This is a genomic window from Shewanella sp. NKUCC06_TVS (assembly GCF_019345515.1).
Taxonomy (GTDB): domain Bacteria; phylum Pseudomonadota; class Gammaproteobacteria; order Enterobacterales; family Shewanellaceae; genus Shewanella; species Shewanella oncorhynchi.
The window spans coordinates 50,913-73,702 of sequence record NZ_JAHKQX010000005.1 but is presented as its reverse complement, the minus strand read 5'-3'; the positions used below and the strand labels follow the sequence as shown (position 1 = coordinate 73,702).

The 22,790-nt window shown below is 46.0% G+C and carries 10 protein-coding genes; all 10 read left to right on the top strand.

What is annotated here, in order from left to right; translation table 11 throughout:
* The first annotated feature begins 31 nt into the window (after window positions 1-31).
* The 10 genes from KO531_RS07235 to KO531_RS07190 all read left to right on the top strand — a co-directional run bounded on the left by KO531_RS07235 (window position 32) and on the right by KO531_RS07190 (window position 22,784).
* Entirely contained in the window at window positions 32-4,312 is a 4,281-nt protein-coding gene (locus tag KO531_RS07235; RefSeq protein ID WP_219250766.1) for a hypothetical protein, read from the top strand.
* Window positions 4,305-5,219: a hypothetical protein gene (locus KO531_RS07230; protein ID WP_219250765.1), complete on the top strand. Its 915-nt coding sequence runs from the start codon at window positions 4,305-4,307 to the stop codon at window positions 5,217-5,219. Before KO531_RS07235 ends, KO531_RS07230 begins: the two co-directional genes overlap by 8 nt.
* Window positions 5,209-7,815: a hypothetical protein gene (locus KO531_RS07225; protein ID WP_219250764.1), complete on the top strand. Its 2,607-nt coding sequence runs from the start codon at window positions 5,209-5,211 to the stop codon at window positions 7,813-7,815. Before KO531_RS07230 ends, KO531_RS07225 begins: the two co-directional genes overlap by 11 nt.
* Before the next feature lie 11 nt (window positions 7,816-7,826).
* Window positions 7,827-12,953, top strand: a complete 5,127-nt coding sequence (locus tag KO531_RS07220) for a contractile injection system tape measure protein (RefSeq protein ID WP_219250763.1) — start codon at window positions 7,827-7,829, stop codon at window positions 12,951-12,953.
* A 77-nt stretch (window positions 12,954-13,030) separates the two neighbouring features.
* Window positions 13,031-14,533: an ATP-binding protein gene (locus KO531_RS07215; RefSeq protein ID WP_251068870.1), complete on the top strand. Its 1,503-nt coding sequence runs from the start codon at window positions 13,031-13,033 to the stop codon at window positions 14,531-14,533.
* A complete protein-coding gene (locus tag KO531_RS07210; RefSeq protein ID WP_219250762.1) occupies window positions 14,530-17,280 on the top strand; it encodes a hypothetical protein in 2,751 nt (916 codons plus the stop codon). The genes KO531_RS07215 and KO531_RS07210 overlap by 4 nt, the downstream gene beginning before the upstream one ends.
* A gap of 102 nt (window positions 17,281-17,382) precedes the next feature.
* Entirely contained in the window at window positions 17,383-17,790 is a 408-nt protein-coding gene (locus KO531_RS07205; RefSeq protein WP_219250761.1) for a hypothetical protein, read from the top strand.
* Between the two features lie 135 nt (window positions 17,791-17,925).
* Window positions 17,926-21,558: a DUF4157 domain-containing protein gene (locus tag KO531_RS07200; RefSeq protein ID WP_219250760.1), complete on the top strand. Its 3,633-nt coding sequence runs from the start codon at window positions 17,926-17,928 to the stop codon at window positions 21,556-21,558.
* A 22-nt stretch (window positions 21,559-21,580) separates the two neighbouring features.
* Window positions 21,581-22,081, top strand: a complete 501-nt coding sequence (locus KO531_RS07195) for a YbjN domain-containing protein (protein WP_219250759.1) — start codon at window positions 21,581-21,583, stop codon at window positions 22,079-22,081.
* Between the two features lie 109 nt (window positions 22,082-22,190).
* On the top strand, window positions 22,191-22,784 hold the full coding sequence (locus KO531_RS07190; RefSeq protein WP_251068869.1) for a DUF4157 domain-containing protein: 594 nt from the start codon (window positions 22,191-22,193) through the stop codon (window positions 22,782-22,784).
* Window positions 22,785-22,790: the final 6 nt, after the last annotated feature.

The following is a 22,790-nucleotide window of genomic DNA, read 5'->3' as shown; positions in this document are numbered from 1 at the left end:
TAGTTAATTTTTCTCGCTTAGCAGTGCCGCTATGACAAGCCATGATGCCCGCTTAATCACCTTGGGGACAGCACAGTCAGAACGCTTGGCGGCTGCCCTGCTTCCTGGCCATTTTGATGTGGATGAGATGTCCTTTGAAACCTTGTTGGTGCTCGCCAAGGATATCGCTGGGCAGCTGCATTTTTATAATTTGGACAATAATAGGGAGGGAAATTGGGAGCCGTTGTTTTTAGGTAATGATCTTGTGGTTATCGCTATGCTGCAAACAATAAATAGTCGCAGGATCACTATGGAGTTTGAAGAGCGACTTAAGGGTGAACCCTCGCAGACTATTCCCATCATCATCCAGCTTTTTAGCGATATTAATCTGGCCTACAGTAAGCTAAAAGCTTCTAACAGCAAGGCATCTCTTGAGTTGTGTTTGAGGATTTCTGCTGCGGTAGATAAAAAGCTCCTCAATCAATTACACGCATTTAAGTCACTAGTCGATGGCGCCGATGCGCAAAGCCAGCAGCAGATGCGGCAATTTATGCTCAGCTTAGATGAGTTGTGGGACATAGACGCAGCGTCAAAGCTAACATTCGATCAAACGTCTGGTCAAGCATCTGAGCTGACGCCAGCATTTGAGGAAGATGCAAATACAGCGCAAGTGCAAGCTGTGAGTGAGCAGCAGCGTATTACGCTATTGCAGCATTGTTTTACCACCTTAATGAATGCGATTCGTTTTCTGCAAACAGATTTACACCTTTATCTTGATGAACTTAAAGGGCAGGCTAATCACGATCCGGCTATGGGTTTGCTGATGGCATTTTTAAATATTTATCGCCTGAGTCAATCACAGTTAAATCGCTTCACCATGAAACACTTGGATTTTTATTATCAAACGCTGCTTAAGTTTCAGCCTCAGGCTTCAGCCCCAGAATCGGTTTATTTAGTGTTTACGCCTGTTAAAGGACTCAGTCAGCCCAGCATATTGCTAAAGGGAAGTGAGTTCACATGCGGTAAAGATGAACAATTAAAAGACATTATTTTTACACTCGATGATGATTTTTATTTATTCAATGCCAAAGTCAGCTCAGTGGTCAGTTTATTTCTGCACCGAGATCCGCTGATTTCACCTGAGAGCGAATTGCACTATGTGACTCAGGTGGTGGCCAATATATTAGACAGCACGGATAAGACTGCTGCTGATAATGTTTTTCCTACATTTGGGGCTAACTCGCTCTTGGCGGGGAAACATCAAACACAGGCTCAGTTAGGCTTTGGGATTTCGGCGCCAATACTGAACCTCAAAGAAGGCCATCGAAATATCTCCCTGACTATTGCGTTAAGCGAATATCAACAGATAAATACACATTTGCTTTATCTGTTGACTACAAGCGCCGATGCTAGCCAAAAGCAGCAGTATTTAGCTTCGATTATCAGTGGATTACTCAGTTCAGAATTTGAATCACGGTTTTCTCAGGCGCGGCCACAGGAAACGTCCCGAGAGCCAGCCACAGCCACAGAGACATTGCACCCACTGACGCAGGAGATGTTAAGCCAACTATTGCCTTGGCAATTGGAGGAAATATTTACCAGTTCAGTCAGTAAGATAAGACCCTTTATCTATAAACATTATCTGTTGGCGCTATTAACGTCGGCGGATCAAGACGTGTATTTTTACCGCACTTTAGGCCGTGTTTTTAGTAGTCATACTTTGAGTTATGTAGCGCAGGATGAGCAGATTACGGCTGAAAATGGACACAGCGCTATTTTGAGCCAACGTGATATTGCGCTTATTGAACAAAAAGCCCAGCAATTTAGTGCAAGCTCTGGCGTGACGCGACTACTCGGTTTGTTACGGCAAGATCAGCGGCGTACTTTCTACGAATTGTATGCTGGCATGTTTGATATTCGTATTTCTACGGCAGATGGTTGGCTGGAAATTGCTAATTACCAAATCAATCCACTGAAGGCAAAAGTCCAAGGTGATGATTTTGGTATATATGGTTTTCAATTCGACATTAGCCTCACAGCAGATCTCCCGCCAATAGTCCCCTGCGATCCTAAGATCCACGGCGCAATGTGGGTCAATGGTGAACCCAGTATCCAGTTTGCCATTAAAGCGTTGGCTACTTTCTTCCCTTATTCGATATTTAGAAGCCTTATCTTAAGTGCGGTGGAGATAGATGTCACAGTGGAAGGGCTCACCGAATTGGTGGCCTATAACAGCTATGGGCGTTTAGACCCTTCTAAAACCTTTGTGTCGTTCGGTGCCTTGCCGAGCCTGCAGAGTGATTTTATTTTGGGCAGTGAGGAGATGTCGAAAAAATATATTCAGGCGATAGATATCAATATTGACTGGGCCGAGTTGCCGATGGATTCCGATGGATTTAAGGCGCACTATGCCGGCTATCCCCATGATTATGATAATCAAAGTTTCAAGGTCAATATTCAGGTATTGAGGGATGGCAATTGGGTTCCTGCAGCACAAGGGCGGGCATTTACTCTGTTTGATACTCAGGGCGGCAGGCAACAGATTTTGAGGCATAAGCGCCTTTCTTGTGCCATGGCCAATGAATTTAAACCTGTCATCACTGTGCAAAGTACAGCACAAGGTAGTGCGCAAAGCGGGCAAGAATTTAACTATAACCTTAAGAGCCGTAATGGGTTTATTAAGCTCACCTTAGTCGCGCCCGATAAAGCTTTTGGCCATTATGATTACCCGAGTCTGCTGACCAAAACCTTAGTTGAAAATGCCAAATCAAAACGACCCAAACCTTTACCTAATGCCCCTTATACGCCAAAAATCAACAAGTTGTCTTTAAATTACCATGCCCATAGCGTGATCTATCTTCACCCTCAAAATCAGAAGGCTGTATTGCCATACCATAGCGTGACGCATATTCATCCCTTTGGTTTTGAACAGATTTATCCTGCTAATCCTGCGCGATTACAGCCTGAATTAAAATCGCTATTTCCTCGCTATTCCTATGATGGCAATCTTTTTATCGGTATTGAGACGCACGGTGTGGCCGATGAAATCAGTCTGTTTTTTGAGTTGGATGAGAGAGCCTCTATCAATCGGAGTGACGCTGCCAGTGATATTCATTGGTTTTATTTGGTGGATAACCATTGGCAGGCGTTCAGTGATAGGCAAATTTTGGCTGATTCCACTGCGGGTTTTATCACGTCTGGCATAGTGACGTTTAACATTCCTGCCACTATCACAGCGAATATGATCGCCAATAACAGTGCTATGCCCGCGGGTTTGTTTTGGCTGCGCGCATCCTCAGATAGAGATTTGCAGAGCTATGGCCGCTGCCTGTCTATTTCTGCCCATGGTGCTAAGGCGACTCGGCGACTTGACGGCGATGAAAATAGTGCCTGTTTGACAGGACTTGCGCAGTGGAAAGCGATGCAGCCTCAAGTGGGGCTGGCGAAAATAACTCAATTGACGCCCAGTTTTGCAGGTAAGCCCGCAGAAAATCAGCGGGGATTTAAGCAACGAGTCAGTGAGCGTTTACGCCACAAAGGACGAGCTGTGTCAGCTTGGGATTATGAAAGGTTGATTTTAGAGGCATTTCCTGAGGTCGATAGGGTGAAATGTTTCGCCAATCTTATCTATCAAGTGCCGGGGATATTTCCTGGGCATATTTTAGTCATTATCAGGCTGAGGGCACGGGCCTGTACCCATGCTCCCTGCGATAACTTGCATGCTAGCAGTAAGGTGTTAAATAACATTAAGCACTATATCGCCAGTTTGTGTAGCGCATTTGTCAGTGTCGATGTGCGTAATCCCGTTTATGAGAGTTTGCAGGTGCGTTGTGCGGTGAAGTTCAATTTTGGCGTGCATGCTGGCTCAGCCATTAGCCTGCTTAATCAGGATATTTGTGATTTTTTGTGTTCTTGGTCAGGGCGGGGAAATGTCGGTTTTGGTTGGTGCTTGAAGGTGAAAGATATCGAGTCATTTATCCGCCATCGCGCCTATGTCAAGTTTGTCACTGAGGTGTCAGCCTTGCATATCGTCGCCGATACTCAAACGGGATTACCGAATTATCAACTGCTCGATAGTGTCAATGCGCAGGCGAGTGGTGTTGATCCCGAGGTTGTGATCCAGGCGAGCAGTCCTTGGTGTCTGTTGATGCCATTTAGTCACCACGTTATCGAGTTGGTTGAGGATGAATATGACCGCAGCGCTAAGGTGACTGGGGTGGATGAATTGGAAGTGGGTGGTAATTTTATTGTCGGCGATATAACCCCTGAAGGCGATATCAGTCCTGAAAGTGACGAGCGAATAAAAAGCAAGGGAAGTCAGCAAAATGCCTAAACGTAACAGGAGCACACTGAAAAATTATTTTAGGAAGGGGGCGCTGCCTTCTGCTGAGCATTTCTCAGATCTTATCGACTCTTGCCTAAATACCTTGGAAGAAGGATTTGATAAATCGGTTAATGAGGGCTTTAAGGTTTCTTCTTTGGAAGACAATGCCAATTTAATGAGTTTTTACCGTAAAAATGCCCCTGAACAGCAACTCTGGTCGATTCAGTTTGATAAAGAAATCGATGCATTACTGTTTAATTCTCCCAATGCTCAGTCTGTCAGCAAAGAAGCCGCGAGTAGACAAAGCAGTACTAATGATGTGGGAGAGCCTAAAAAAAACACTGAGCCATTGGCCGCTCAGAGCCTACTGGCGTTGTCGCCCAATGCCTGCGTCGGGATTAATTGCGATCGCCCCAGCCATACGCTCGAAGTGAATGGCACACTTAAGAGTAATGGCAGGAAAGGCGGTGCTTTTGAGCAGTTGAATCCCGCGATAAAACCCATCAAAGCCGATGGTAATTGGCATACCATCTCGCCGACGTTAGAAGGCTGCCAAGCATTAGAAATCGTCGCAGGCGTTGGGATCAAGCGTATGGGGCGTTATGGATTATTGCGCGCGGTGGCGATGAATACCTGCGCCCCCGACTCTTGGTGGTTCGATGTGTTTAATTGGTTCAATATCAAAACCAGCATTAAGAGCCAGCATGCTTATTACACTTCTGCCGCCGACAAGCTGTGCCTGCGCTGGATAAAAGGCAAAACCAACGAAGCCTATCGTCCCTATTATTTACAGATCCGCAGCAACACAGATTATGGCGAAGGCATTTATATTCGCTATCACATTACTCAGCTCTGGTTCGATGATTATATGCAAGATTGTATTATGACTGAAGAGGAGGCCAAAGATGAAAACTAGCGCCACCTTAGCTCGGCATGATATTAAAAGCGATCCCTTAAGTTTTTATAGCCTCAGAAAAGCAGCTATCGGCTATGCGCAAGCATTCTCTGGCGAGATCTGGACAGATTTTAATACCCACGATCCCGGTGTGACTATATTAGAGCAGCTGTGTTATGGCCTGACGGAGTTAAATTATCGCACTGAGTTTAATGTAGAGGATTACCTTGCAGAACCTGATGGCTATTTAAATCTTGCCACTTTGGCGTTAGCACCTCCTGAAGAGGTGTTGCCTTGCCGCGCGAGCACTGTTGCCGATTACTGCAATTTGCTACTCGATGGCGTCGAGGAAATCGACAGAATATGGATATCGGTTTTGGCTTCGGCGCAGCGCGGATTGTATAAAATCGAGCTACAGCTTACGCCAGCCGAGCGTTCACGCTGCCAAACTCAGCCGTCGCGAAAAGATAAAATCATCGATAAAGTTTCCCTCGTGTATGGCAAGCACCGCAACCTTGGGGAAGATATTGGCGAAATTACCATAGTCACAGATAAAGGCTATCAATTGGTTGCTGATATTGAGCTTAGTGACAATGTCAGTGCCGAGGCCGTGCTGGCAAACCTTTATCATCTGTGTCAGCAATGGCTGATTGGTGAGTTAGTCATTGAAAGCTATGAAGATCAAATAAAGCAGGGCAAGAGCTTAGACAAGATCCTCACCGGCCCTAAAACCCTGCACGGTTGTTATCAAATTAAGGCGAACCAAACGGGGCGTACGCTTTCTTCCTTGTATTCAACACTGTGCACCATCGAAGGCGTTGAGGACATCAATCATCTGGCTTTGATTGATGCTTATGCCGTGATTGATGGCAATGAGTCGCCCAGCGCTTTGAGCACTAGCGGTTTGAATGCCATAGAACAAAAAAATCAGCAGACACAAGCCATCAGAGATAAAGCTTGGCTACTCATTCCTACCTTCGCGGAGGACATCAAGATCAGCCTACAACGCCATAGGCAGACATTGGTCGTGGATTTTGAAACCTTTAAATCCCATGTAGAACACAGGCAGTTCAAGCAATATTCTATGCGCCATACCCGCCAAGAATTAAGTACTTTGTATCAAGTGGTTGAGGGCAATTATCGGCAGATAAAGCATTATCATTCGGTGCAGCAACATTTCCCCGTGCACTATAACTTGAGCTTGATGGGCATACAGGCATCAATCGATCCTGCCGATAAGGCCAGAGCCAATCAACTTAAAGGTTATATGCTGATATTTGACCAGTTGATGGCGAATTTTTCATCTAATATCAATACATTAAAAAATCTCTTTTCAATAGATAAACACAATACTCAAACCTACCAATTTTACACTTTTGACTCCAAGAGCCTGCCGGGTGTGGAGGCGATTTACCCTAAATCGCCGCAAAAAACCTTTGATGAAATCTTGGCGAGCTTTGATCATTTCTACGACAGAAAAGACAGAGTGCTGGATTATTTACTCGCCCTGTATGGCGAAACCTTAGATCAAAAAATCTTAAGGCAGTTTAATGTCTACTATGGTCAGCGCGCCCTCGAGGCGCACTTACTGGATAATAAGTATCAGTATTTAACCTCAGTGGTGAGTTTAGGGCGCGATCGGGGGGGTGGTTTTGACTATCGTAGTTACCGTGAATTTATCCACAATATTGGCGGTTTCCAGCATAGGCTGAGTAGTCAACTCGGCCTACAAGTTAAGCTATGGCCTTATATGACGCTGATTAAACGCCAACCACTAGATATAGTGACAGACGCTGAATTCGAGCAGATGAATACGAGCCACCATAACCAAGTGATCTTAAATGATGCTATGGCCAAAGAGTTCATCCCCATTCCCTTAATTGACTCCAAGCTTAAGCAAGACGATAAAGATGTCGCAAAAATGCTTTTATCTTTGCAGCCCCTCAAAAACCATGTCATCGGGGAGACATTTTTCCGAAAAGGCGTTGATATTAATCATTTTAAATTGGTGAAGCGCGACAGAGCCTCTCAATACGATCTCTTCTTTACTTTGCAACAAGGGCGAGATCTTAGCGCCAAAGAAGCTAAATTGACGCAGAGCACGAGTTATTACCTCGGCTCGAGTGTCGATACACAAAAAGCGAGCCGTTTGGCCAATATTATCCGCGAGCACTTAGTGTTGCTGAATCGCAGTTGTGAAGGCATATACGTGGTCGAACATGGGTTATTAAGGCCAAACGATAAATTAAACAATGGCTTGGCCGCGCCACAAGCTCAAACCTTGGCAGACGATTTTTATTCTTTCAGAGTGTCGATCATTTTCCCCGGTTTTACTGCCAGATGCGCTGATATGGGTTATCGAAAAAGAGCGGAGGAAATTGTCAGGGAGCAATGTCCAGCGCATATTTATCCTCAGTGTTATTGGTTGGGTTTTGCCCAGTTGTGTGAGTTTGAACAGTCCTACATGCAATGGCTGGAATTAAGGCGCAGCGGCTTTACTCCCAGTGATGAATGCCAGCAAAGCGCCTCGCAGCTAGTGAACTTGCTTAAGGGCTATCAACAAACTCAGCAAATTCAAGCTCAAGCACAGCCAGCAAGCCTAGTGGGGGCGGTATGATAAGGGCTAGCGTGCAACAAGATTTGAACAAGGATAAACATTTAATCGATCTTGCTGAGTTCGATATTACCTTTTCAAATCAAAGCTTAGCCGATGAGTTTCAATCACGGGCGCAGGCTTTTATGTTGCATGATTTACTGCCCGTCTTAGAAGATGTCTTTGAGGAGTTCAATAAAAAAGACTGTGTGCTGAGTATCGATACACTGATCATAGACATAGGTAACATATCTGCCCGTGATTATCATAGTCAGTTGATAGTTAAAGTTAAAGATGCATTGTCTGAGCAACTTAAACTGCTGTCGAACCCATCCAGTCCAGCTTCCTCTCAGCTGAATTTGAGCATCAGTCAGCCGCTTGACAGTGAAGCATTTCAAACCATTAAAGCTCACCAAGATATTCGCCAGTGTGATTACCATAAACTGCCTAAGACGCAGGCCAATTGGTTACAGCTTAAGTATTTTCTTGAGTACGGTGTTTTGTCTTGGAATGCTGATGCCAATGGCTTTTATACCAAGGCTGAAAATTGGGCGGTTTGGTTTGAAAGCACAATATTGGCTCACCTAACATCACTGGCGGATTTGCTGAAGACGACAGGGAGAAAAGATGCGCTCATTAGTCGTCTGCTGCAAAATCTCAGCACAGACAAGGCGATAATTTGCCTGCTTGCGCTGACTGGCGAGTCACTGCCAGTGGCGTTATTGCTTAAGATCATGTTCGACCACCGTGATGGCCAAGGTTTTAGCCAGACCGAGACACAGTTTTTTACTGAGGGCGGTTGGCTCAGTGGCCGCAGCAGAACTGAGAAACAGAATTTTTTACGCGTGTTGTTTTTGTTTGTACTCAAGCAGCCGGCTGGCGCTTTGCTTGAATTTGGCTTAGGGGGTTTGGCGCAATGGTTTAGTCTGTGTCAGCCACATGCCCCCCAAAGAATGAAGGCTGAATTTAGCGCTATGTTCTCTTCCCATGGGATGGTCGGATCCCATGCAGACATGATTGCAATAACGTCAGCGCAGTGGCGCCAGATGCCTAGCAATAAATATGCGCGTCAAAGCATTATGGCGTTATTGACTTGGACGTTGCTGCAAGGACAGCGCTCGGGACTCTTGTCTATCTGGCCTTTAGCGATTCATAAGTATGCTAAGGAGTTTGTACTCTTGCTGCGTTTGCTTGGTCGGCAATACGGGGTTAGGCATATTTTAGCCACAGAATTATCAGAACCTATGCTTATCGACTTACTGATATTGCTCGAGCCAAATGAGCATGCTTTTATGTTAAGTTTTAAAAGCTTAGCGCTTCCTTCACTATTTGTTGCCTCAACATCTGACTTACAAGAGATAGCAGCACAAAAGCGTGCTCCCGCGGCTGTAGCCGTACCAACGAGTATTCTGCCTCCGATAGCCAATAGCCACAGATTATTTTGGGAGTTCACCCTAAGTTATCTTTTGGTGGACAGGGGCGGTGCGTTTAACCGTAAGACTTATCTACACAGCATGCTAAAACAGGCTGCTAGCCATCAAAATGTGAGTCAAATACAGCTGCACCAATTCCTGTGCCTGTCACTATCTAGCTTGCAGGCTGATTCTCTTCTTGCGAGAAATATGCTCCAAGTCCTCGGTGAACTTCCCTTTGATGTGAAACCTGTGCCTGCCATAAGTAAGGCTAATACTGCGCCCGCAATGGCCAAGACAAAGGGATTGACTGAGACCGAAATCTTGATGGTCAATCTTGCCATAGCATTACAGCAGGGACGTATCGAACTTCTTACTCAGCACTGGTCTGGCTATATCGGCGAACATAAACAGTTACTACGCCAAGCGCTGTATCTCTTTGGGCGCCAGTCTGTCATCGAGATGTTAGTCACCCGCCTTAGTGAATCAAGATTACAGGCGTTGTTGCTCGTGCTCGCCCCTGCGGAGAAGCGTTTTATTGTGGCAATGATGGCTCAGTTGGCGACGCGAATCGTAACGGCAGAAATTGACTCGACACTTGAAGCCACAAAGGTACAGCAGTATTTGTGGCAATTTAGCTTATGTTATCTGGTGACTGAACGTGGCTCAGTATTCAATAAATTAAGTTACCTTGGCTCAGTGGTCGAGCAGATGGCCGCCCACCATAATGTCGACCATCAGCAACTTATTCATGGGCTTATTTCAGGGTTTAGCTCGCTCGGGCAGCAAGCCGGAACATCATCCATCATGCAGGGCGAATTGATGGAATTGCTGGTTTCATTACTGCTAACCCCCATAGATTTAGAGCAGCGCTTTTTGCCTTTAGAACACGCTAATTTAGCCGCACAAGTGAGCGATAACGTTATCGCTCCCGAGCATACCGCGAAGATTTTACCGAAACAATATGACCCTGAGCTGCATGAGCATGAACAACATGGGCTTGCTCAATATGAGCTAGAGCAGAATGAGTTCCAATTATTGCGCAGCTTAGTGTTGGCGCTTGAGCTGAGTGATGGAGCCAATCTCGATACGTTAATAGCTACAGCCAATAGGGCTGTGTTAGCTAAGTTTGCGCTGGTGGTGTTGCACTATGGCCGTAGTGATACACACATTAGGCGCTATTTATTAGCATTGCCTAAGTCGACTCAACAGAGATTAATGGTGTTATTTGCGCCTCGCTTACTCGTGGCTTGGCCAGTGTTGATGGCTCAAACATCTTTGTTGTTTGTAGGCGCGACATCAAATGAACATAGGTCATTTGTAGCACAGTTTTTAGGGCAGGAGCTGGGACAAGCAGACGAGGTCTGGCTGGCTGCTGTTGCTCACAAAATATCAGGCTATACATTGTCCAAGGCGCTGGTAGCTAATGCTTTGTTAGAAAAACAGCTCAGCTTGTGGCTATGGCGTTTTCTCTGCCGCGAGGCGCCTCAATCCCAAGAGGGGGCACTGGGTAAGGCTGGGATCTCGATTACCGCACTTACCCAATATTTGATAGCGCAAATGGCGGCTTATCGACACCTATCCTACGAAACCTTGCTGCAAGCTATGTTTAAGGAGGCGTTACAGTGTAGCAATCACACGTCTGCTGCAAGCAACGTGAAAGGGCATAAGAGTGCACCTACTTGGCTGGTGGATATACTCAGGCAATGCTTGGCGGATCTCTCTGGCACAGTTTCTGCCTCTTTATTGGACGCGCGTTCTGCCAGCCAAAGCCCAAATCCAAGCCAAAACCAAAGCTCAAACCAAAACCCAACCGTGCTATTGGCAGCATCACAAACTATGGATATGTTTGATTTGGGTCACTTAATGCTGTTGCAAAAAGTTGCCGAAAGATTGTTGCAGATGGCCGCGCACTTAGGGAGAACATTTCAGTTTGGCTACCCACAAAAACAACTTACTGATTTTGTGAATGTGCTGATTGGGTTATCTAAAAAAGATGTTGTGCGTTGCTTAGCTTTAATGCAGCAAGCTTTGATGCAGTCCCTTGATTGGCGGTTTATTTATGCGAATAGCTCATGGCAACAGCGCCAAGCTTTGAAGCCGCTCATTGTCGCTGTGATAGATCTGTCACCTATGCTCACCTTCTCCCGTCATCAAACTGCTGCGCTTAGTTCGTTAACCTTAGTATCTTCGAACAGCACGGCGTTAATCCCTTGGCTGTTTGACGCAAGCAGCGGGTTCAATTTAACACTTAATCGCAGGTTATTTTATCTTGTGCCTCAGTGGCAACGCATGCTTAAAACATGGGATTTAAGCCCTGCCGATAAACCCGCTTTAACTGGCTCGGCTCACGCTAATAAAGCTCATTTGGGTAACATGGCCGAGAAAGCGCGGGAGCACGCCAAGTTAGCGGGAATAGCAAAAGAGATAAATGCCCAAACAACTGGGAAAATAGAGCAATGGGACAGGCTAGCGCAGGAAGATAAGGGCAGTAGTGCTGAGATGTTAGCAGCGTTGCAAGCGGTATTTACAGGCTTAGTTAAAGCTGATTTAGGGGCCGAGCCTTATCTTGCTGATATGCGGGATGTTACGTCGGATAAAGTTAAGCAAAACCATAAGCTCAATTTTTATTTAACCTATTTGTTCAAGCATGATGCCGCTGGGCTAAAAGCTTGTCTATTGGAGCACATAGGGCAGGGGCAGGTGATGCAGAGCCTTATTTCGATAAGGAGTAACAATGAGCTTACTAAGCTTATGACGTTTCTCTATGGCCAAGTTTTTATTCAGCAGCACACTTGGCTGAGAAGCTTATTGCAATCTTGCCCAACACTGAGCCATTTATTGAGTGATGTGAATAACCGTGTTTGGTTATTTATCGCTAAGACATTAGTGCAGGGTAAGAAGCCAGAGCAGGCAGTCATGGATTTTTTACAGGACATATACCTCAACCAAAGGCATTTTAAGCGCGTATTTTCCTCTTGGCAGCATTTTTTAACTCAACTCAGTGTGGAGATGAAAGGCAATATTAGCCTTGGCGGCATTCAGGCGGAGCTTGCCACCTCGCAGCTTAAATTACTCAATCGATCGCTGCAAAAGTTAACCACAGCGTCCATGCTCAATGGCATAAATCATCCGTCTGCTACAGCAAAAAGCGCTCATAACGGCCGCGCTGATAATGAGCCATTGCACTATGAAATAAGCAGGCGTGAAATCAGCCAACCTAGCATTGATCAAGTCGCGGAGGTGATAGATAAAATCTACGTTGCCAATGCTGGGCTAGTGTTACTAACCCCTTATATTGCGCGGTTATTTACTATGTTGTCACTGACACAGCAAGGGGCGTTTATCCATGATGATGCCCAAGAGAAGGCGTTGCATGTGTTGCAATATCTTGTGAATGGCCAGCAGGACACGCCGGAATTCCAATTAAGTTTAAATAAGATCCTCTGTGGCATGAACACCAGTAAGCACCTGAATTACCAGTTTACTCTCACACAGGAGGACAAAGACATGGCAGAAGGGTTATTGGCTGGTGTTATTCAGCATTGGCGTGCTTTAGGCAATACCAGTGCCGATGGCTTAAGGCAAACGTTCTTGCAAAGAGATGGCATAATCACCTTAGAAAAAGAAGCATGGAAATTGCGTATTCAGCCTAAGGCATTTGATGTTTTGCTCTCCAGTCTGCCGTGGAGTTTTGGCGTGATTAAACTGCCTTGGATGGAGCGCGTATTGTATGTTGAGTGGCACTAATTGATATGTCGAACGGCGCTCATTACGGCACGCGAGCGGAAGAGAAGAATTTACTTTTTGATATAAGGTCGCCAAGGATGAGTAAATTACAAGTGGTAAGTCATGACATGCCAACAAGCCCTCTATTGAATGAGGACGGTATATTCGCAGGTGCAGAAGATACTTTCGTGGCTCAAAGCAAAATAAGGGAACTGGATGAATGGGCTCATTTAGCCCCAACTACGGCATTGATGAAGCTCAGTAAAGCCAATGCCGTAAGCTTAGAACTAGAAATTGCATGGTTTACTAAGGTATTGGATTTACGTATTAAACTCTATTTTAAACAAGGCGCTGAGCTTGAGTCTATCACCCAGATCCCCGCGCCAGATTTGGAAGATGATAAGTCTGCCTATGCCCTTTGGGTCAAGGAGTATCTTCATCAGGATGAAGAAAGGTTGCTGCTGGTGATGGCACTGATCCCCCATATTCGGCCGCAGGTTTTTGATACCTTCTTTATTCGCAACAGCCATTTCGAGCGGCCTTATACCGAATTTGGCGGTAAACACGGCACAACCCATCAGGGTTTTTTACCCACTGGCGAGACTGTGGCATTCGTTCTTGCGAGCGAGTCTCTGGTGGATAGGTTCCGGGTAGCAAGCTATTTTGAGGCGCAGCATCCCTTTATTAAGCAGAATGTGATTAAGCTGACACCGCCTCATGTCGATGAACCCTTCTTTAGCAGTACTTTCTGTTTAGAGGCTGAGTACTTGAATATGTTCACTACAGGTGTGACTCAAAAACCTGACTACAGCAGCCATTTCCCCGCCAAATTGATCACTAGCCCGCTGTCTTGGCCAGATCTGGTTTTATCTGCCGAGGTCATGGATGAGATTGATAAGATCAGAGCATGGATAATACATGCTGACCATTTATTAGCGGATTGGGGCTTAGCTAAATCGCTAAAGCCCGGTTATCGTAGTCTGTTTTATGGTCCACCAGGAACTGGCAAGACCTTGACGGTGACCTTAATTGGCGCTGAGCTTGGGCTGGATGTTTATCGTATTGATCTTTCGGCTATGGTGTCTAAATACATAGGAGAAACAGAAAAAAATTTAGCTAACCTGTTCGATCAGGCTCAGAGTAAGCGCTGGATCCTCTTTTTCGATGAGGCCGATGCGTTATTTGGCACCCGCTCCCAAGGTGGCGGTGGTGCCAATGAGCGCCATTCAAATCAAGAAATTGCCTACTTGTTACAACGTATTGAGGATTTCCCCGGTATAGTGATTCTCGCGACGAACTTAAGGGCTAATATCGACGATGCCTTTTCTCGCCGTTTCCAATCGCTGATTTATTTTCCCATGCCAGATCCCCTGCAGCGACATCAGCTGTGGCTCAATATGCTCAATGGTCGTTATCAAGATGAGAAGCCTAATCAATTGCAAACCATAGCTGAGAAATACGAGTTATCCGGTGGCGCTATTGCCAACGTGGTGCGCTATGGAGCGATTTGTGCGGTGCAAGCAGGCAATACCACAATCGCGTTTGCAGATCTTATTAGCGGTATAGCAAAAGAGCTACGCAAAGAAGGAAAGACCCTATGAAAGGGCGACGTCATTGGATGACATTCATCTTATCGAGAAGCCTTTTCGTCGGCTTATTTGCGAGCCTATTCTGGGGTTATTCTGCATTCTCTGCCGCAAATGTGAGAGTGACTTATTGTGATGCACAGTTAGCCAAGATGAGTGCAGACGCTTTGATCCAAAGCCGCTCTTTTGGCGAGATTGCGCAGCAACATCTGGCCATAGTGTATGGAGATAATGCAGATTATCTGGCCGATGCTGCTAGTCCAAGTCATCCGCTGTCAGATGGTAAAGTGGGCCGAGTCACCAATAAATGGCTGAGTTATTTTTGTCAGGAATTTAATCCGCTTACCTCTGCCACGAGCAGTAATAGCTTCGTGGCTCAATTATTCAGTTTCTTGACGACTGCGGCAGAGTTAGCGCAAACCTATCCGACATGGCGGCAAATCTTAATCAGTGAACCATTTCAACATTGGGTTGCAGAGCGGGTTAAGTTGGGGCTGGTGAGCCAACCAAGTTGCCTCGATATTCCCTATTGCTATGGTACGCCGACGCAATTACGTGGCCTGTTTGATAGATTTGCCCAAACGTCTCAGGCGGGTGAGCCTCAATTTAATGAGCCTGATTATTACCACCCGATTATTACGCCAGAAAAACGCCCACAAAGTTATTATCAATTAAGTGCTGCCGATATTAGCCAATTAACTATATGGAGCGAGAACTTATCTAAATTCAATGAACTAGTAGGTAAGCCTTTTGCAACGTATACTGAAATAGGCACAGCGCTCACGCCCGTAGTCACAGCACTCGTGGGCACAAGTGACAGGGAAAAACTGACCGCTGTTTTAGACAAATTAGTGACAGTGACGCCCGCCAAGTATAAATTATTATCAGCCCCCATGAGTACCGAGGCGAGCGCTGAGAGTCATGCTAGCGCAAAGAGTAGTACGAGTGTTAAAGATGCAGCTGTGGATAATCCCTCAGCAGCTAATGCTACTGTGGATAGTGCTGCGGATGTTACTGTAGACAGTGCCGCAGATAGCACTTCAGTGACTGGTAAAGCAAATTCTGCGGGAGATCCCGCAGATGAACACGAGGCGTGTGCGCCACAAACTCCAGCGCCGCAAACGACTCAGGTACTGACTCAGAGCCAAAACTATACAGTTACCCGAGCCAGTGCCGATACTTTTTTGGCAGAATTAGCCGTTATCGCGTTAAATAAGCCGCAGCTGAGTGCGCTATCGACGTTAAGCGATGTGCCATTTTTTGATCGTTACTTATTTGGCGTGGCAGTTAAGGATTTGGGGGAGACGTTATTGCAGCCCAGCACACTTAACAGTGTGTACAAACTCGCCTATAAAATGGGTAAACCAGGCAGGCAAGATCTTAAGCCTTTGTTGTGGCAGGCAAGTCCCGGTTGCGGCTGCACTGAAAACAGCGCCATTGAAGGTAAAAATACACCTTCACAATATGGTTTTTATCCCTATTGGCAGCAAGATCCCGACGTAGTCATTAACTACAACAATTTGACTCGTATGGGGTATTTCTCCGCAAGTGTTGTCGGGCAGCAAATTAGTTTGCCCGGTAACTGGCGTGGTGAAAAACCTTTTTCACAATTTGCCATTAACGCCCATAACTATAGGGTAAAGGTGGATTTGGTGGTTTCATCCCATCAGGACCCAAGCAATACTGCCTATATCGCTCCAGTATTTAATCAAGCCTTGATCGATAACATATTAGCCGCGGTGAAAACGCCCATCATAGGGGATGCGATAGATAGGCTCAAGCCAGTGATAAGTGTTGGTACTAGCCAGCGCAGAACCATGGCAGATGGCGTAACGCTCAATTTGGATCTTAAGGACATTAATAGCCAAGCTAAAATAGATGAATTTATCTATTTTATTCAAAAGCTCAAACTTGCGCTAAATGGTGAAAAAGCCACCTCAGCGGCGGCGAAAGCAGAGGATGAGTATTACCTTAATATGGTATTGCCAGCCTATGAACTCAAGCAGATAAGATCGCCCTTTTATACTGTGGATAATTTGGCGAAAATAGAAGCTTATGTAAATCTATTTATTGTCAACTTCTCACCATTATCGACCATAGACAGTGCCAATTATAAGCCACTTGGTAATGAGAGTCAGGCTAGTCATAGCGATCTCAACTCCTCTTCGATTAATGCGCGGATCGCCTCCCTCAAGGGATATAGAACCTTACTAGGCGAACAGCAATACTCCGAAATCGCGGGGGGAATTTTCGCCAAATCACTTCCCATGATCCGCACTAATGATGTGAATACCCAAGAGTTACAGCAAATATTGGATTACACCACATGGAGTTATCGCGGTGCAGCATTCTGGTCTTTTCCGCTGACAGCACAAACCATGGGAACAATCGAGCAGAGCTACTTTCCGCCGCCTGTGAGTGAATATCCGCTACTTGAACCTGCCGTAGCGTTTGCCGATGAAGTCTGTAATGTCCTTTGTCCTTTAAGGTGGCCGCTGCGGCTGGCATTTTTTATTATTGCCATCCTAGTATTAGTTTACGTTATTGCCTCTATCTGGATATTCGCATTAAGAGAATTATTTAGTCGCTGGTATTTCTTGGTGTTTTTACTTTTAAGTTCTATTTTTATTATTTTGGTATTTAGCTGTGATCCCTATTGGCAGGAGCAACAACAGCTGTTTTTGTTTATATTTATTCTGGGTATTTATGGCTATAACTTCTTTCGCCAATTATCCCTTAAAAAGCGTCGAAGCTTGCCGTAAATAGCGTGGAATGTTGAAAAAGGTTTTATTGAAGGATGCAGTAAATGGGAAGCCAGTTCTGAATGGTAAATTCATCAAAGGCAAATTAAAAAGGATTTAATCATGTATGCACAAAAAAAAAAGTCAGATAAGAGTCATAGTAAATCCGCTGCTAACTCGGTGACTCAAAAAAAAGCGAATACAAAGCAAAGTGTTGGTTTTGTGGATAATCGAGCGGGGTCGATTTTTCAGCCGCAAGTTCAAGGTAAATCGGTGGTGCAATTAAAGGGAAGCCATGGAAAACATTTATATTTCAAGGTGACGACTATCACTATTACAAACTCAGTGACCAAAGCCGTTCGGTTCGAAAATGCAAATCATGATGAGGATCTGGGCAAAGTTCCCACTCATGGCGCAGGCCCTGCCAAGAAAACACAAGCCGATGCCGATGCAATTGCTGCCGGATTTGTGACCTTAGCAGCCAATGAAGCGATTACCGATGTTACCTGGAACCACTATACAAAGAGCTAACGCTGCATCTTCGTGAATATTACGGGGATTGAAATAGGTGTTTTGTCGATGATATGTCCGTCAATATTTATCTAAAAAGCCATTAACAATACCAATGATTAGCACTATTAAGATAAAGCCTACGGAAGGATATTGATGGGTACTCACGCAGATAAGACACAAGAGCATAAAAGCCAAGCGCTTGCGAACACGGCTGCTTCTAAGCTTAGTGGTAAGTCTCGTGCGCAGTTTGTGAATAATCGCCCTGAAGCGATTGCGCAAAGGCAATTGCAAGGGATAGCGAATGACAGTTCAGATCTAAAGCAACGTATACCAGCAACATCAACATCATCAGAAACGCCAACTTCCCATACGCATATCGCCTTTCAAACCCCAGGGACATCTGTGCCTTTCAAGCAAAAATTAGAGCAAAGCTCAGGGCAGAATTTATCTGGAATACGCACGCATCTTGGCCAAAGTTCAGCATTAGGAAGCCTTGGTGCGAATGGCGCAGCCATGGGAAATGACATTGCATTTGCTAGCAATAATCCGCCATTGGCTTTAGTCGCCCATGAGGTTGCCCATGTGCTACAGCAGCGGCAAAGTGGCAATGCATCCGATGCCACCGCTGAGTTAGATGCGCAGCAAGCCGCGAGATCTGCTGCGGCAGGGGAACCGATGAAGGTACATGTCAGGGCCCAACCAACCTTACACCTTAATTACGCGGGTCTTTCCCCTACGGGTCAGGAAAACATCGACGCCAGAGCCGAGCAAATGTATGCCGATAAAGCAGAGGAATTTGAATATCAGCTGGGGATGCGGCTTGCTACTGATGGTATCGCTGTAGGCGCTGCGGATACTTTTTTAGTAAAAATCAGGAATATTGTTACAGCATGGGCGACGCAAACTAATCAAAGTATTCAAACCGTGTGCGCGCAAGAATTTAAATTTCAAGGCGGTGATAAGTACTACGGTGCATTTAAAATGACTGGGGTCAATGTGGAAAGGGTGTTTCGAAGTTTGGAGCCGCTACAGGCGAATAAGCCGATGCGCGCCAAACTAAAAGTTATTTACAATGCGGTACGCAATAATAATTTGGCCAAATGGTTGAAAGTGGCCTCCGATGATTTGTTAGACAGTGAGCGAGTGAATGCTGGTTTATCGGCTGTGCGTCACGATCAATCAGTTGTTAGTTCAGACAATAATGTGAGAACTCAGGTCGGGCTTAATCTTGCGGGCACAAGGCATGAAAGAGTCAGGCATGGATTCGCCCACACTTCAGGATTAGATGCGGTACTATTGGCGGATCCAGCACTGAAAGCGCGGGTCGAAACGGCATCGGCAAATGAAAAAGTGAATGTCAATTTAGGCGGGCCAGGAGTCGTTGCTAGCCATATTGGTGCACCGGACATGTTCAGTGGTATTGCGCGCGGAACACCCCACGAGGCTGCCCAAGTTGATTTAGCCAATAAAGACCGGGAATATGGCGCGAATGAAGGTGCCGATTTTGCCGACCAAACCTCACTTGCCTATGGCGATGTCGCTGACTTAACCGATGAAGAAAAAGCACTCTTGTACGAAAGAGCCAACATACCCACGAGTTTTAATCCGTTTGCCGCATCGCAATTTAACCGCCTGCAAACAGCGACTAATGGCCGTATCCAATGGGAACAAGGCCGTGAAGCTATTTCAGTGATGATCAACAGCGATGTTGATAAGCAGGCAAGTGACATAGGTGCGCGCTTAGAAGCAGGCATTTCTGGCTCGACTGGCATGATGTTGGCCGGCGCCAAAAATGTCGGGCTGTCAGGGGCGGGATATCAAAAAATGCTCCGTCTAACTATGTTAGGTTGGATGCTGCCCAACCATGACCACAGTTTTTATGAGATTATGAAAGCGGCTGAAATTCAAGGCGTGCCTTTTATCCAGCCAGTCAACAAAGGTGGCTTTTACGAACAAGATGGTAACTATGAGCCACACCTAGCCACTGCATTCCAAAACGTGTTGCCCGAGAATCAATTCCCTGCTTACTTTCTGTCTGCCGCTAACAAAGATGCGCTAGCAGGCGGCTTGGCTCCCCTCGATGTAGAGCCACCTGGTTTTAATGTCGCGCCTATGCGTTTAGCGCTTATTGCCCAAGGTTTTGATAATGGGCTCATTACTGGGTTGAATACCCGTTCGATTATCGACCTTAACCGCCTCGATGCCCTTGTCACTAGCACCGTCTATAAAGATGAAGCCGCGGGTGATGCCGTCGCTCAAGCTAAGGCAAAAGCAGCCAATCGGGTGGCGCATATGCATGTCCGTGATGCAGTGCCATACCGCAATATTGCCACGAATTATCCGACCCACGCCGAACGTTGGTATGGGCTTTTGCTGGTTGCCCACCATATCGCGCCAACGGTTGACCAAGAGTTATTAGTGGCTACCACTGAAGCAAGTCTTGGTAACACTGCGGATAATTTGCTTACCCGTACCACAGGGTTAGCTGAAAATGTGGCGGGCCATGTTGATGGCATTCCCGCTGAGTTGTTGGTCGGTCTCAAGCAAAATGTCATTGATGATTTGGCGCAGCTTGGCGGTATGATATTGGGGCTTGCCTTAGATCCCACATCATCTCTGCATATTGCACCAAACAAAGCCAAGTACGAGAAACTGCAGAAAACCAGTATTTGGACGCGGATAAAACAAAATATCCCCGATGGACACAAGGGCATGCTGATCTTGGCCAGATTGCTACGTAAACACTATGGCAACCTTATTTACAAATCGGTATTTTCCCGGGAAGTTGAAACGCCTGAGGCAGTGCAAGCACTTCAGGCTGGCGTACCTAAGAAGGTGGTGCGAGGTTTAGTGCCACAGGCCAGAGTTGATTTAAGCCAATTGATAGCCGATATCACCACGATTGCAGGTCAGCCCCCCGCAGGCCACATTGCTGCACTGGCTGCATTAGGGACAGCAGGCCCCTTAAATAACTTAAAAGCATTTATTAACAACAATATTGGTGCGCATTTATTTGATGTGGTGGTGTCATCGATTGCTGCACGCCAAGGTATTGATGTCAGCGCCGATCCTGTGAGGAATGTGCAAGCGCAGGTGGGCGCAGCATTAAGCCCAGATGTCGATATTAATTCCCCCGCGCCAGTCAATCCACACTTTACCGGTAATCAAGTGAACGATGCCTACTGGCAAGAAAGGGTCAATCGACTCTTTTGGGGTTGGTGGGGCAACAGTCCAGGTCTAGCAGGCTTAACGGTACAAGAGAAAGCGGCGATTTATGTTTATACTGGTGTTGCGGGTGAGGGCGCGTGGCAAGCTTTTTTAAATTCACCCAATGTAGCAACGACCATACTGCCAGATGGCAGAACGGCGCGACAAGCATTGATAGAAGAAGTGCCACAAATACAAACGGCCATATCTGGACTGCGCAAACTGCCGCCTTATGCGGGCACGGCCTATAATGCGCAATATGGCGGTGTACCTATGAATGTGCCTGTGTTCATGAATACCTTTAGAGTCGGCTCAGTGCATCACAAAGATAATTTCTTTAGCTCATCTCAAAATAACACCAATGGCTTTTTTACCGGTCCTAACTATAAAATTAATTGGATCATGAATAACCTGAAAAGCGGTGTCGATGTGCGTACGTTATCTCGGTACCATACTGAAGATGAAGTGCTGTTCCCACCCGGCGCGTCGTTTGTCGTCACTAAAGTCGAAGACAGAAGTAACCTTGTCGCGTTTCCTGGTGGATATGGCAAGATTTGGGTTTGGGTTGATGAACTTTAACGAATAAAAAAGTAGGAATAGGATGACATATCACAGCGAATACATTGCCCGTCCACATCATGTTGCAGTACGTACTATGCTGGAAGAAAATGGCATCCGCTATTTCGAAGAAGAGGGCAGCCCTTCTGCTTTCTTATTTGAAGTGCCTGCATCGAATGGTAATTTATCCGTTGCCATTCGGGTAGTACCGATAGCGGGTGAAGTTATTGTTTACAGCGGACTGCCTTTGTCTCTCGACATCCATAAACTTGAACCAATATTGCAAGCCATTGCATGGGTAAATACTGGTTTACGCCGTTCGTGTTTTGAACTCGATCAAGATAGAGGCCAATTGGTGTGCCGCACCACGCTTTGGACGGGAGACGACGCGCCAAGTAAGGTAGCGCTTGAGGAGTTGCTCCGTTGCAATTTTGATACAGCAGCCCATTATTACAGTGCATTTATGGATATTGTCAGCAATGGAAGGTCTGCACGCGAAGCGGTAACGGTTTGCCAACATAGTGCTGGACTTGAAATATCTTGAGCTAGGTGTGTTCTGAATGTGTCATCTATCGCTCTACAGCTACATTTTAAGGTATATAGCTTGAGTCATAGGATTTTAAGCAAGATTGCGAGTCATTAAGGAAGATATTATGCCTACTTTTAGTGCCAAGGAAAAAATACTGCATAAAGCGAGTGAAAGCGCACCTCACGTGCAGCAGCAAGCCAAAATCTGTGGCACTTTACAGGCTAAGGATGCGACTAAAAGCGTAATTCAGGATAATCGCCAGCAATCTTTGCAGCTGATGCAACTCAAGGCAAGCTTGGAGGAGGAAGATAAACTCGCTCAACATAAATCCTATGCGGCAAGCCCTTCCCATGCACTACAACTGGCATCTAATCATGCTGGTGGTGCTGGCAAAGGTCTGCCGGATAAGCTTCAATCTGGCATGGAAGCGTTATCAGGCATGAGTCTAGATCATGTCAATGTGCATTATAACTCCAGTAAACCTGCTGCGGTGCAAGCGCACGCCTATGCCCAAGGCAGTGACATACATCTCGCTTCAGGCCAAGAGAAACACCTCCCCCATGAATTAGGCCATGTTGTACAGCAAGCAGAAGGAAGGGTAAAACCCACCACTTCGGTCAGCGGTATGGCGGTCAATGATAATGCTGCCCTCGAAAATGAAGCCGACCAGTTAGGAGAAAAAGCATTGCAGTTTGAGAGGAGTAAAGCTTCATGCTAAATCTAA

What these genes read in the sequence shown, in the direction of transcription:
- KO531_RS07235 (WP_219250766.1), top strand. Translation starts at nt 32, where the DNA reads ATGACAAGCCATGATGCCCGCTTAATCACCTTGGGGACAGCACAGTCA.
- KO531_RS07230 (WP_219250765.1), top strand. Translation starts at nt 4,305, where the DNA reads ATGCCTAAACGTAACAGGAGCACACTGAAAAATTATTTTAGGAAGGGG.
- KO531_RS07225 (WP_219250764.1), top strand. Translation starts at nt 5,209, where the DNA reads ATGAAAACTAGCGCCACCTTAGCTCGGCATGATATTAAAAGCGATCCC.
- KO531_RS07215 (WP_251068870.1), top strand. Translation starts at nt 13,031, where the DNA reads ATGAGTAAATTACAAGTGGTAAGTCATGACATGCCAACAAGCCCTCTA.
- KO531_RS07210 (WP_219250762.1), top strand. Translation starts at nt 14,530, where the DNA reads ATGAAAGGGCGACGTCATTGGATGACATTCATCTTATCGAGAAGCCTT.
- KO531_RS07205 (WP_219250761.1), top strand. Translation starts at nt 17,383, where the DNA reads ATGTATGCACAAAAAAAAAAGTCAGATAAGAGTCATAGTAAATCCGCT.
- KO531_RS07200 (WP_219250760.1), top strand. Translation starts at nt 17,926, where the DNA reads ATGGGTACTCACGCAGATAAGACACAAGAGCATAAAAGCCAAGCGCTT.
- KO531_RS07195 (WP_219250759.1), top strand. Translation starts at nt 21,581, where the DNA reads ATGACATATCACAGCGAATACATTGCCCGTCCACATCATGTTGCAGTA.
- KO531_RS07190 (WP_251068869.1), top strand. Translation starts at nt 22,191, where the DNA reads ATGCCTACTTTTAGTGCCAAGGAAAAAATACTGCATAAAGCGAGTGAA.